At 71.1% G+C, this 11,968-nt stretch carries 11 protein-coding genes; 2 read left to right on the forward strand and 9 right to left on the reverse strand.

What is annotated here, in order from left to right:
- Positions 1-3 precede the first annotated feature (3 nt).
- The 6 genes from CCR97_RS01725 to CCR97_RS01750 form a co-directional block, all read right to left on the reverse strand.
- The gene (locus tag CCR97_RS01725; protein ID WP_244670209.1) at positions 4-444 is read right to left on the reverse strand and encodes an endonuclease domain-containing protein; all 441 of its coding nucleotides are present in this window, start codon (positions 442-444) and stop codon (positions 4-6) included.
- 109 nt (positions 445-553) lie between these two features.
- Positions 554-1,636, reverse strand: a complete 1,083-nt coding sequence (gene pheS, locus CCR97_RS01730; protein WP_111356578.1) for a phenylalanine--tRNA ligase subunit alpha — start codon at positions 1,634-1,636, stop codon at positions 554-556.
- A gap of 143 nt (positions 1,637-1,779) precedes the next feature.
- A complete protein-coding gene (gene rplT / locus CCR97_RS01735; RefSeq protein ID WP_111356579.1) occupies positions 1,780-2,142 on the reverse strand; it encodes a 50S ribosomal protein L20 in 363 nt (120 codons plus the stop codon).
- A 64-nt stretch (positions 2,143-2,206) separates the two neighbouring features.
- Positions 2,207-2,407 (reverse strand): 50S ribosomal protein L35, encoded by a 201-nt coding sequence (gene rpmI / locus CCR97_RS01740; RefSeq protein ID WP_111356580.1) that lies wholly within the window; start codon positions 2,405-2,407, stop codon positions 2,207-2,209.
- 364 nt (positions 2,408-2,771) lie between these two features.
- The gene (infC, locus tag CCR97_RS01745) at positions 2,772-3,311 is read right to left on the reverse strand and encodes a translation initiation factor IF-3 (protein ID WP_201159254.1); all 540 of its coding nucleotides are present in this window, start codon (positions 3,309-3,311) and stop codon (positions 2,772-2,774) included.
- Positions 3,312-3,578: 267 nt separating this feature from the next.
- Positions 3,579-4,928 carry a glycosyltransferase gene (locus tag CCR97_RS01750; RefSeq protein WP_146618700.1) on the reverse strand — a complete coding sequence of 450 codons (1,350 nt, stop codon included), beginning with the start codon at positions 4,926-4,928 and terminating at the stop codon, positions 3,579-3,581.
- A 221-nt stretch (positions 4,929-5,149) separates the two neighbouring features.
- On the opposite strand from CCR97_RS01750, the gene CCR97_RS01755 reads away from it, so the two are divergent.
- Together CCR97_RS01755 and CCR97_RS01760 are read left to right on the forward strand one after the other, a co-directional pair.
- A complete protein-coding gene (locus tag CCR97_RS01755; protein ID WP_111356583.1) occupies positions 5,150-5,947 on the forward strand; it encodes an alpha/beta hydrolase in 798 nt (265 codons plus the stop codon).
- 122 nt (positions 5,948-6,069) lie between these two features.
- Complete coding sequence (locus CCR97_RS01760; RefSeq protein WP_111356584.1) at positions 6,070-6,486, forward strand: DUF6640 family protein; 417 nt, start codon at positions 6,070-6,072, stop codon at positions 6,484-6,486.
- A 45-nt stretch (positions 6,487-6,531) separates the two neighbouring features.
- On the opposite strand, the gene purH is transcribed toward CCR97_RS01760, so the two are convergent.
- From purH to CCR97_RS01775, 3 genes are all read right to left on the reverse strand, one after another.
- On the reverse strand, positions 6,532-8,124 hold the full coding sequence (purH, locus tag CCR97_RS01765; protein ID WP_111356585.1) for a bifunctional phosphoribosylaminoimidazolecarboxamide formyltransferase/IMP cyclohydrolase: 1,593 nt from the start codon (positions 8,122-8,124) through the stop codon (positions 6,532-6,534).
- 320 nt (positions 8,125-8,444) lie between these two features.
- Positions 8,445-10,217 (reverse strand): heparinase II/III family protein, encoded by a 1,773-nt coding sequence (locus CCR97_RS01770; protein ID WP_201159253.1) that lies wholly within the window; start codon positions 10,215-10,217, stop codon positions 8,445-8,447.
- A 136-nt stretch (positions 10,218-10,353) separates the two neighbouring features.
- Positions 10,354-11,706, reverse strand: coding sequence for an RsmB/NOP family class I SAM-dependent RNA methyltransferase (locus CCR97_RS01775; protein WP_111360084.1), 1,353 nt, complete (start codon positions 11,704-11,706; stop codon positions 10,354-10,356).
- Positions 11,707-11,968: the final 262 nt, after the last annotated feature.

Below are 11,968 nucleotides of genomic sequence, written 5' to 3' on the forward strand. Positions count from 1 at the left end.
TTTCTAAAGCCCACCAAACCCGCCGCGCTCTCTCCCTCCCCCGCTTGCGGGGGAGGGTAGGGAGGGGGCATTTCCGAGCGACGTGACGATCGTTTCGAGCACGCCGGGCAAATTCGTCAGGACATCGAGATTGCTGAAGCGCATCACCCGATATCCCTTGGAGCGAAGAAACGCCTCACGCCGGAGATCGAGATCCCGCTGCGCTTCTTCGAAGTGCTGGCCGCCGTCGATCTCCACGACGAGCCGGTGCTGATGACAGACGAAGTCGACCACGTAGGGGCCGACCGGGGTCTGTCGACGAAAACTTGCGCCACCGAGACGATGTGCCCGCAGGGCGAACCAAAGCTTGCGCTCGGCATCGGTCATGTCCTGGCGCAGCGCACGGGAACGCGCACGCATCTTCGGAGTCACCCGCCAGACCGGAGATTTCGGTGCGTCGGCCATGATCGATCCGTCGTGCCGCCTTCCCCCTCCCCGACCCTCCCCCGCATGCGGGGGAGGGAGATCGCGCCGCCCTTCCGGGTGTGTAGCGGCGTCTAATGATCCGTGGCGCTCACCCGCTCAACCCACCCGCCAGCGTCGGAAAGTCGAGCGGGCGAAAACCGTAGTGGTCGAGCCAGCGGACGTCGGCCTCGAAGAAGGCGCGCAGATCCGGCATGCCGTATTTCAGCATGGCGATGCGGTCGATTCCCATGCCCCAGGCGAAGCCCTGATAGACGTCGGGGTCGATGCCGCAGTTCCTCAGCACGTTCGGGTGCACCATTCCGCAGCCGAGGATCTCGAGCCAGTCCTCGCCCTCGCCGAAGCGCACCTCGCCCTTGTCGCGGCGACACTGGATGTCGACCTCGAGCGACGGCTCGGTGAACGGGAAGAACGACGGCCGGAACCGCATCTTCACCTGGTCGACCTCGAAGAACGCCTTGCAGAACTCGGCGAGAATCCACTTCAGGTGGCCGAGATGCGAGCCCTTGTCGATCACCAGGCCTTCGACCTGATGGAACATCGGCGTGTGGGTCTGATCCGAGTCGCAGCGATAGGTGCGGCCCGGGCAGATCACCCGGATGGGCGGCTCCTTGGACAGCATGGTGCGCACCTGCACGGGCGACGTGTGGGTGCGCAGCAGGAGCCGCGAGCCGTCCTCCTTCCGGGGGAAGAAGAACGTGTCGTGCATGTCGCGGGCCGGATGGCCCTCGGGGAAGTTCAGCCGGGTGAAGTTGTAGTCGTCGGTCTCGATGTCGGGACCTTCGGCGACCGCGAAGCCCATGTCGGCGAAGATCGCGGTCAGCTCGTCGATCACCTGGCTGATCGGATGGATGCGGCCGCGATCGAGCGGGCTCTCCGGCAGCGGCAGCGTGACGTCGACCGTCTCGGTGGCGAGGCGCTGATCGAGGGCCAAGTCACGCAGCGCAGCGCGGCGGACGTTGAGTGCCTCGCCGAGCCGGTCCTTGAGGCCGTTGATCAGCGGCCCCTTCGTCTTGCGCTCCTCCGGCGACATCTTGCCGAGGGTGGCGAGCAGGGCCGAGACGGCGCCCTTCTTGCCCAGCGCCGCGACCCGCACGGCTTCGAGCGCCGGCTCGTCGGCGGCCGCCGCGACGTCCGCCATCAGGCGCGCTTCGAGCTCGGTAATCTCCGACATGGCTCATCCCAAGGCATCGGGCCGTTCGCTCTGAGCGAACGCCCCTGCAACACGACCGCACGGGATCGCGGCCTCGGGACCCGGTCGAAGTCTCGGACCGCCGGCCGGCCGGCGCTGCGCCGACCGGGCCTAGCCGGCCGGCCTCAGGCCGCGGCGAGCGCGGCCTTGGCCTTCTCGACGATCGCCTGGAACGCCGCCGGCTCGCGGATCGCGAGATCCGACAGCACCTTGCGGTCGACCGTGATGCCCGCCTTGGCGAGGCCGTCGATGAAGCGGCTGTAGTTGAGCTCGAACGGACGCACGGCGGCGTTGAGGCGCTGGATCCACAGGGCGCGCCAGGTGCGCTTCTTCACCTTGCGGTCGCGATAGGCGTACTGCTGCGCCTTCTCGACGGCCTGCTTGGCGACCCGGATGGTGTTCTTGCGCCGGCCGTAATAGCCCTTGGCGAGCTTGAGGACCTTCTTGTGCTTGGCGTGCGAGGTGACGCCCCGTTTGACGCGGGCCATGGCTGATCTCCTGAAACAGTTCGGTTAGAGCGGTGACGCCGCGTGGACACGCGGCGGGCGGCGATCAGCCGTTGGGCATCCAATACTTCTTGATATTGTCGCCGTCGGTCTTGAACAGGACCGCGGTGCCCCGGTGCTCGCGGATCTGCTTGGTCGACCGCTTGATCATGCCGTGCCGCTTGCCGGACTGCTGGAACTTCACCTTGCCGGTGCCGGTGATCTTGAAGCGCTTTTTCGCGCCCGACTTGGTCTTCATCTTGGGCATTTTGCTCGTCTCCTGGCCGTGCACGACCACGCCGGGCCGAAGGTGCCCCCGGGTCCGCCGGACCGTCTAGTTGATGTGAGCGCGCCCGAAACCGGCACGGGGCCCAAACGGGCCCGGTCGGAAAAGGGCACGACACCGCCACGGCAGCCCATTTTCAGCCGGGCGGCGGGAAGGCGGGGTTATGGCAGAGGTGCGCCGGATTGGCAACTCCGGCCGCCACGGGCTCCGCGCGGGAGCCGGGGCGGCCGGGACGGCTCAGCCTTGTCCCCGGAGCGGGGGTGAACCGCCGGGCGGCGCCGGCACGCCGTCGCGGAGCGCCGGCACGGGCGACCCGGGCGGGTCGCCGGCCGGACCATCGGCGCGATCAGCGCGGCGCCAGCACCATGACCATCTGGCGGCCTTCCATCTTGGCGTCCTGCTCCACCTTGGCGAGCTTGGACGTGTCGTCCTTGACCCGGTTGAGCAGCTGGAAGCCGAGCTCCTGGTGCGCCATCTCACGGCCACGGAAGCGCAACGTCACCTTGACCTTGTCGCCTTCCTCGAAGAAGCGGTGCATGGCTCGCATCTTCACGTCGTAGTCGTGGTCGTCGATCATCGGGCGGAACTTCACTTCCTTGACCTCGACGATCTTCTGACGCTTGCGGGCCTCGGCGGCCTTCTTCTGCTCCTGGTACTTGAACTTCCCGTAATCGAGCAGCTTGCACACCGGCGGGGTGGCATTGGGCGCGATCTCGACCAGGTCGAGTCCGGCCTCCTGGGCCAGCCGCAAGGCCTCTGCAATCTGGGTGGTGCCGCGATTGGCCCCATCCTTGTCGATCAGATGAACCTCTCGGACGCGAATCTCCTCGTTGACGCGCGGTCCGTCCTTTTGGACGGGGGGCGGCGCTCTCATGGGGCGGCGAATGGCAGTGAACTCCTCTGTCGTTGATCCTGGCAGGCCTGAATACGCGGTCTCTCGATACGCGGTCGAAGTTACCGGTACGTCGAAATCCGGCCCTGCACCGTTCACACCCGCCCGACCCCGAAGGTCCGGACCGGCATGCGCAGCGTGGCGCCGGCGAAATACGTTCGTCCCCGCACCGCCGTGTCGCAGGCCACCGCGCAAGCCCGGTGGTCGCGCCGGACGGGCCGGTGCGAGGGATCATTAGAATTGGGACATTCCGGTTTCAAGTCAACGTTGCCGCGGCGAATGGGTCGCGCCGGCCGCCGGCGTCGTCGCCGCACCCGTCGGTTCGCCCCCGCACAGATCGGCATAGACGGCGAGAATCCGGGCCGCCGTGTCGGCCGGATCGAACTCCGACAGGGCCCAGGCGCGGGCCCGCTGGCCCATCGCGTGGCGGGCCTGCTCGGAATACGAGAACAGCCGCACCAGCGCGGCGGCGAGCGCGGCGCCGTCGCCGGCCGGCACCCGCAGGCCGGTCATCCGCTCCTCGCCGGCGGCCTCCGGCGACAGCACGGCCTCCGGCCCGGCGGCGAGATCGGAGGCGACCACGGGCCGGGCCATCGCCATCCCCTCCAGGAGACCGCGTGAAAGCCCCTCGAGCTGGATGGCGGTCGAGACCACCACGGTGGCGGCGGCGTAGCAGGCCGGCGGATCGGCCGAGGGTCCGGCGAGGCGGACGACGTCGGCCGTCTTGGAGGCGAGCACCTGGTCCCACAGCTGGCCCGAATAGCTCGACGTCCCGCCGTCCTCGCCGGCGAACACGAACAGCACGTCGCGCAAGCCGCGGGCCTTGAGATGGGCGGCCGCCTCCACGGCGACGTGGTGGCCGCGCCGGCGGATGATCCGGCCCGGCACGAGCACGACCCTCGTGTCCGGCCCGACGCCCCAGGCGCGGCGCGCCGCGGCGACCCGGTCGGGTGCGATCCCGGCCGGATCGAAGCCGGAAAGGTCGATGCCGGGATGCACGACGGCGAGCCGCGACCACGGCAGATGGTGACGCTCGGCCATCATGTCGGCGATCGGCTCGCTCACCGCGATCACCCGGTCGCCGCGCGCCATCACGCCGTTGTACAGCCGCTTGAGGCGGTTCTGCTCGCGGAACGCCGTGTAGCAGGTGGTGAGGAACGGCTTGCCGGTGGCGCGTGCCGCGGCGAAGGCGCTCCACGCACAGGCGCGGCCATGCGCGTGAACCGCGTCGCAGCCGTGGGCGCGGATCAGCGCGCGCAGCCGCCGCGCGTTGCCGGCGATGACGAACGGGTTGTGGCTGGTCGCGTCGAGCCGCTCGAAGACGCCGCCGAGGCGGGCGATCTCGTCCTCGCAGCGGCCGCCGCGCGAGGCCACCACGGGACGGTGGCCGGCCGCGGCGAGGATGCGGGCGAGCTCGATCGCGCCCTCGTCGGCCGCCCCCAGTTCGAGCGTCGGGACGGTGACGAGCACGGTGAGGGAACGCGCCGCGGACCCGCCGGCGGCGACGGTCGCACGGCCTCGGTCGGCGATCGCCGGGTCGGACGGCCGCGACGGGATCGACCCGTCAGCGAGCGCGTGGACATCGCGCGACGACTCCGAGGTTGCCGGCAATCCTGGTCTCCTGCCTTGCGGACGATGACGCCTGCGGGACGGTGAGGCTCGCGAGCCGATCGCGCCGGACCGAGCGAGCAACGGGAGCGCCCCGGCCCTCGATTCGCGAGATGGCCGGCAGCGGGTCGGCACGCCGGTATAGACCCCGCGCCGGAGGGCGGCAATATTCGCGCCGACTGCGTCCCGATCGTCGGGACGCCGCGACCATCCGGAGTGATTCGATGGACAACGACGTCGCCTGGGTCGGGCTCGGCGAGGGTGCGCAGGCGCGCCGTATCGCGGTCCGCAGCCGCGCGGGTGCGTCGCCCGGCCTCGTCTGGCTCGGCGGCTTCATGTCGGACATGAAGGGCACCAAGGCGCAGGCGCTCGACGGCTTCGCGGCCGCGCGCGGCCAGGCGATCGTGCGATTCGACTACTCGGGTCACGGCGAATCGAGCGGCGCCTTCGCCGACGGCACCATCGGGTCGTGGCTCGCCGACGCGCTCGCCGTGTTCGACGCCTGCTGCCGCGGCCCGCAGATCCTGGTCGGCTCGTCGATGGGCGGCTGGATGGCGCTGCTGCTCGTCCAGGCGCTGCGGCGGCGCGCATCCCCCGGCCCGGCGAGCGTCGCCGGCCTCGTCCTGATCGCCCCCGCCGTCGATTTCACCGAGGAGCTGATGTGGAAGCGTTTCCCGCCCGCCGTGAAGCAGGCGATCGAGACCACGGGCCGCTTCGAGCAGCCGACCGAGTACGACACCGGCCCCTATGTCATCACCCGGGCGCTGATCGAGGACGGGCGCGACCACCTCCTGCTCGGCGGCCTGATCGAGACCGGCTGCCCGGTGCGCATCCTGCAGGGCGTGCAGGACCCCGACGTGCCGTGGCAGCACGCGAACGCGCTGGTCGCGCGCCTGGCCCAGGACGACGTGGTGCTCACCCTGATCAAGGACGGCGACCACCGCCTGTCGCGCCCGGAGGATCTGTCACGCATCCTCGGTGCCGTGGAGGAGATGACCGACACGGTCGCGGCGGCGCCATGACGGCGTGAGGCCATGCCGGCACAGCCGACGACGGGATGCCTGCGGCGGCCGCCGGGACGGCCGGTGATCGAAACCGCGCCCGGCGCGTTGAGGAACGACCCCTCCGCACCGGGACGGCCGCCATGCTCCTCGCGCCTCGCCTGCTGATCAGCGTCGTCGCCCTGACCACGCTGTCCGGCAACATCGCCGACTGGAACGCGACCCACATCTTCAGCGAGCTGTGGTCGCCGCAGGCGCGCTTCCACGGCGCCTGGTTCGTGATTGCGATGACGCTGTTGTCGGTCGTGTCGCTGTGGCTCGTCTGGTCGGGCCGGCGGCCCATCGAGCGGGCCGGGCTCGCAATCCTGATCCAGGGCGCGATCTGGATCGCCTTCTTTCCGGCCATGCTGGTGCCGGACACGCTGCTCGCCGACCCGGGCAAGGAGGTGCGGCCCGCCGGGATCGATCTCAATCTGCTCGGCGCGGTCGCGAACGTGATCCTGCTCGCGACCGCGTGGGCGCTGCTGCGCCGCGCCGGCTCGGCGGTGCGCCCGGCCTGACGATGCCGAGGCGCTGCGCGCTGCCCGCTGAGGAGGGCTTCGGCCTCAGTGCCGGAAGTGCCGGAACCCGGTCAGCACCATGGCGACGTCGTGCTCGTCGGCCGCCTTGATCACCTCCTCGTCGCGGATCGAGCCGCCCGGCTGCACCACCGCGGTGGCGCCGGCCCGGATCGACACGAGGAGCGCGTCGGGGAACGGATAGAAGGCGTCGGAGGCGACCACCGAGCCCTTGGTCAGCGGCTCCGGCAGCTCGAAGAAGCGCGCCGCCGCCTCCGCCTTGCGCACCGCGATCGCGGCCGAATCGACGCGGCTCATCTGCCCCGCCCCGATGCCGACCGTGGCGCGATCCTTCGCGTAGATGACGGCGTTCGACTTGACGTGCTTGGCGACCCGGAAGGCGAACTTCAGATCGGCGAGCTCGGCCTCGGTCGGGGCGCGCCTGGTCACCACCTTGAACTCGAAATCGTCGACCACGGCGTTGTCGCGCGACTGCATCAGGAAGCCGCCCGCCACGGTGCGCATGGTGAGGCCGGGCGCGCGCGGATCCGGCAGGCCGCCGGCCAGCATCAGGCGCAGGTTCTTCTTGGCGCGGACGATCTCGATCGCCTCCTCGGTGGCGTCGGGCGCGATGATCACCTCGGTGAAGATGCCGGTGATCATGCGGGCCGCCTCGGCGTCGAGCACGCGGTTCACCGCGACGATGCCGCCGAAGGCCGAGTCCTGGTCGCACATCAGCGCCTTGCGATAGGCCTCGACGAGTGTCTCGGCTTCGGCGACGCCGCACGGATTGGCGTGCTTGATGATGGCGCAGGCCGCCGTGCGGGCGGGGTCGAACTCGGCGACGCATTCGAAGGCTGCGTCGGTGTCGTTGATGTTGTTGTAGGAGAGCTGCTTGCCCTGCACCTGCTTCGCCGTGGCGACGCCGAAGCGCACCTCGGGCGAGCGGTAGAACGCCGCGACCTGATGCGGGTTCTCGCCGTACCGCATGGTCTGGATGCGCTTGCCGCCGAGCGCCCAGTAATCCGGCGTCGGATCGCCGAGCGTCTGCGCGAACCAGCCGGAGATCGCCGCATCGTAGGCGGCCGTGCGGGCATAGGCCTTGGCGGCGAGCTTCTTGCGGAGCGGCAGCGTCGTGGCGCCGCCGTTGCTCTCCATCTCGGCCAGCACCACGGCGTAGTCGGCCGTGTCGACCACCACGGCGACGTCGCCGTGATTCTTGGCGGCCGCCCGCACCATCGCGGGACCGCCGATGTCGATGTTCTCGATGCAGTCGTCGTAGCCGGCGCCCTTCGCGACCGTCGCCTCGAACGGATAGAGATCGACCACCAGGAGGTCGATCGGCACGATGCCGTGCGCCGACATGGCGGCGACGTGCTCGGCATTGTCGCGGATGGCGAGCAGGCCGCCGTGCACCTTCGGATGCAGGGTCTTGACGCGGCCGTCCATCATCTCGGGGAAGTCGGTGAGATCGGAGACGTCGCGCACCGGGAGGCCGGCCTCGGCCAGCGCCTTCCTGGTGCCGCCGGTCGACAGGAGTTCGACATTGTGGGCGACGAGCGCACGGGCGAAGTCGACGAGGCCGGACTTGTCGGAGACGGAGAGAAGAGCGCGGAGAATGCGGCGAGGTTGTTCGGTCATCACGATGTATCGGCTTGGTTGAACAGGATTTCGGCGGCATATTGGGCCGCGGCCCATGGCTTGGCTAGCGCAAGTTTCGACCCACGAACCTCGGCTGCGTGCCCCGGCCAAGGTGCGTCAGGCCGCAGGGCTGATGCGCCGCCAAGCCGGGGCCCAGGGGCCGCGCGACGGGCCGCACGACGAGTGGCGCGGAAGGCTTTGGAAGTGTCTCGGCTCCCGTCGCTCTGGGTCCCGGGTCACCGCGCGTTGCGCGGCGCCCGGGACACGAGACCTCGCCTGGCGCTGCGCCGACGCATGAAGCGCGGCCGTCATCGCCTGAACTACCGCGACAGGTCCTGCGTCTGCTCGCGGGCGCCCCGGGCGCCGGCGCCGGCGCCGGTCGGCAGCGTCTCGCTGGTCAGCGCGAAGGTCCACTCGACCCGCGGGGCGCGGCGGGCGTGGCCGTGGATGACGAGCTGCACGGTGCGGCGCGGGCCGGTGCGGCCGCCGAGATAGACGCTCTCCTCGATGTCGACCCGGTCCTCGTGCGCCAGGAACGCCCAGACGTCACGGTTGGGCAGCGTCAGCATCACGCCGTGGCCGTCGTCGACGCGCGCCACCCGGATGGTCGGATGCAGATGGAAGCGCACCGCGAACTCGTCCGGCAGCTTGGCCGGCAGGGCCTCACCGCGCGCCGGCAGGAAGATGTCCTCGCCCTCGAGCCGGCGCCCGTCGGCCGACAGCGTCACGGTGCGCTGATGGATGACGCCGAACTTGTCGGCGTAGCCGTCGTGGCTGACCCGCACCTGCTCGGCGTGATCGTCGGCGTCGCGGGTGGCGGCGATGCGGCTCGGCCCGCCCGCGATCAGCGTGCCGAAGACGCGGCGCATCACCCGCGTGTCGTAGAAATCACAAGACGAAGTCTGGTTGAACGTGACGGTCGAATGCGCCGCGGTCGCCCGCGCCAGGTGCCGCCAGTTGCCCTTGCCGGCCGCCGGCAGGCCGCAGTTCACGACGATGCGTTGCTGGCGCGACGAGAGCTCGAACGACAGGCAACCGGCATGCGCGTCGGCCGACACGGCGAGCGGCGGCGGCGCGCCCGTGTCCATCAGCACGACGGTGTCGCGCGCCTCGATGCGCTGGTAGCCGGAATGGATCGCGTTGGCGACCGGCCGGCCGCGCGCGTCGTCATAGGCCAGGATGGTGGCGAGCAGATCCTGGGCGGTCGGCCCCATCCCGTTGAACAGCGCGAAGGTCTTGTCCGAGTGCCGGAAGAACCGCAGCATCGGCATCATCCGGTCGACCGCGTTGAGGAGCGCCGGCGGCGGCGCGACGTTGCGCGACGTGAACGCCTGGGCGAGCGGCAGGAGATCGGCGAGCAGCTCGATCAGTGCGCCCGGGTTGCGGCTGACATGGCCGCCGTCGGCGAGGATCTGGCGGTCGAGCTCGGCCGAGAGCCGCTTGGTGGCGCGCTTGAGGTGCCGGGTCTGCCCGGTCATGCACAGCGCCGCGTAGGTGAGCGCGATCGCGGCCTGCAGGCGCGGCACCCCGTCCTGCGCGTCGCCCGCGGTCCAGCGCAGGAACCGCACCTGGCGGGCGAGGCTGCGAATGAAGCGGCGATAGAAGCGCACGTCGGCTTCGGCGAGGATCAGGCTCGCCTGGCTCAGCCAGGAGACGATCCGGCGCGACACGATCTCGGGCCGCCAGGCGACGCGGTTCCAGCCGCCCTGCAGGGCGATCCACTCCTCGACGAGGGCGCGGGCATTGGCGCGGGCGCCGGCCGATTCGGCGGCGCGCATGTGGCGCAGCCAGCCGAAGCCGAGCAGCGAGGCGGCCCAGTCGGGCGTCGGCGCCTCCATCTCGAAGGGCGAGCGGCCGTCGCAGACGACGATCTTGCCGGCGAGCGCGAAGCGCCCCGCATAGATCTCGCTCGCCCGCGTCGGATCGGCGGTGCGCAGCGACTGCGGCGCGATGGCGATCCGCTCGTTGCGGCCGCCGAGCCGGAACAGGTCGAGCAGGCGCGACGCCGCGAGCCGCCCCGCCACATGGGAGAGGCCGCGCCGCATCGCATACCAGATCAACCTGCCGCGGTCCGCGAACGATACGCGGGACATCACCCCGAGCCCTTCTCACGCGCGACGCAGTGCGCGTGGCGGCCCACCATAACGAAGCAAGGCACGAGGGCAACACTCGCCGCCCGGGCGTCCCCGGGCCGTGCACCGATGCTGTGCCGCGCCGTCGCCGGCCGGCTCACCGGCGGACCAGGCGGGCCGCGAAGAAGCCGTCGAGGCCGCCCATGCGAGGCTCGTCGTCCGGCCAGAAGGCCGGCAGGGTGCGCAGCTCGCCGGCCGGCGTGACGAGCCCATCGAGGCCCGGCAGCTCGTCGGCGGCGATCGGCTTGCGCACGACGCGCGCATCGCGGTCGAGCAGCGCCGTGATCTGCTGCTCGCCCTCCTCCGGCTCGAGCGAGCAGGTGCAGTAGACCAGCGTGCCGCCCTCGCGCAGCAGGCCGACGGCGCGGTCGAGCAGCGCCGCCTGCAGGCCGGCGAGCGAGACGAGATCGGCCTCGGTCTTGCGCCAGGGAATGTCGGGATGGCGCCGCATCGTGCCGGTCGACGAGCACGGCGCGTCGAGCAGCACGTCGTCGAACGGTCCCGCGAATGTCGCGACGTCCAGCCCGGTGACGTCGGCCGCCATGGTCTCGGCCGTCAGGCCGGTGCGGGCGAGGTTCTCCTTCAGCCGGGCGAGCCGCGGCTCGGAGCGGTCGACCGCCGTCACCTTGGCGCCGGCGGCGGCGAGCTGCAGGGTCTTGCCACCCGGGGCGGCGCACAGATCGGCGACCGAAAGCCCGGCGACCGGCCCGAGCAGGCGGGCCGGCAGCGCCGCGGCGGCGTCCTGGACCCACCAGTCGCCTTCGGCATAGCCGGGCATGCCGGACACCGGACCGTGCGGCACCAGCCGGACCGAGCCGGTCGGCAGCACCTTTCCGCGCAACCGCGTGGCCCAGCCCTCGGCATCGCTCTTGACGGTGAGGTCGAGGGCCGGCTCGCTCGTATGCGCGGCGGCGATCGCCCGGGCCGCGTCGACGCCGTAGCTGCGGCTCCACCGCTCCAGAAGCCAGGCGGGCGTGTCGAGCGCGACCGGGTCGCGGTCGGCCATCAGCTCGGCGCCGCTGCGGGCGATCCGGCGCAGCACGGCGTTGACGAGCCCGGCATAGCGGGCGCAGCGCCGGTCGGCCTGGACGAGCCGCACCGAGAGGTCGACGGCGGCGTGGTCCGGAATGTCGAGGATGTGGATCTGGGCGGCGCCGACCAGGAGCGCGCTCTCCAGCCGCGGCGCGTCGGCCGGCAGGCCGCGGTCCAGACAGCTCGTCACCAGATGGCGCAGCGTGCCGAGCCGGCGCAGCGTCGTCCCGACGATCCGGCGCACCAGCGCGCGGTCGCGGTCCGAGAGGAGGCCGAGCCCCTGGTTGGCGGTGGCGCCGTCGAGCTGCTCGTCGAGGGACCGGCCCCGGTGCAGCACGCCTTCGACGATCTCGGCCGCCACCCGTCGGGCAGCGAAGCCGGGCGCCTGCGACGGCGGAGAGAAGGCGGGACGCGGCATGGCGACGAGGCTCCGACCGGGACGACGATTGCGTGATTGCGCGCAGGACGCGCAACGGGCCTCCCGGAAACGCGAACGAGAACACGCCGGTTCGAGGACCGGCGTGCGCCTATTAGCAGATTAGGGTCTGGCGATGGCAGCCCGTCGACGGTCGACGGGCTGCATCCGGTACGATGCTGTGGCGGGACCGCTCATCCCCAGGGGCCGCGACGCGGACCGCCGCCGCTCCACGGGCCGGCGGCCGGGCGAACGCCGACCGGGC

Origin of the sequence: Rhodoplanes elegans, from assembly GCF_016653355.1 — a bacterium.
GTDB classification, from domain to species: Bacteria; Pseudomonadota; Alphaproteobacteria; order Rhizobiales; family Xanthobacteraceae; genus Rhodoplanes; species Rhodoplanes elegans.

What these genes read in the sequence shown, in the direction of transcription:
- rplT (WP_111356579.1), bottom strand. Translation starts at nt 2,142, where the DNA reads ATGGCCCGCGTCAAACGGGGCGTCACCTCGCACGCCAAGCACAAGAAG.
- CCR97_RS01755 (WP_111356583.1), top strand. Translation starts at nt 5,150, where the DNA reads ATGGACAACGACGTCGCCTGGGTCGGGCTCGGCGAGGGTGCGCAGGCG.
- pheS (WP_111356578.1), bottom strand. Translation starts at nt 1,636, where the DNA reads ATGTCGGAGATTACCGAGCTCGAAGCGCGCCTGATGGCGGACGTCGCG.
- purH (WP_111356585.1), bottom strand. Translation starts at nt 8,124, where the DNA reads ATGACCGAACAACCTCGCCGCATTCTCCGCGCTCTTCTCTCCGTCTCC.
- CCR97_RS01775 (WP_111360084.1), bottom strand. Translation starts at nt 11,706, where the DNA reads ATGCCGCGTCCCGCCTTCTCTCCGCCGTCGCAGGCGCCCGGCTTCGCT.
- CCR97_RS01760 (WP_111356584.1), top strand. Translation starts at nt 6,070, where the DNA reads ATGCTCCTCGCGCCTCGCCTGCTGATCAGCGTCGTCGCCCTGACCACG.
- CCR97_RS01725 (WP_244670209.1), bottom strand. Translation starts at nt 444, where the DNA reads ATGGCCGACGCACCGAAATCTCCGGTCTGGCGGGTGACTCCGAAGATG.
- rpmI (WP_111356580.1), bottom strand. Translation starts at nt 2,407, where the DNA reads ATGCCCAAGATGAAGACCAAGTCGGGCGCGAAAAAGCGCTTCAAGATC.
- CCR97_RS01770 (WP_201159253.1), bottom strand. Translation starts at nt 10,217, where the DNA reads ATGTCCCGCGTATCGTTCGCGGACCGCGGCAGGTTGATCTGGTATGCG.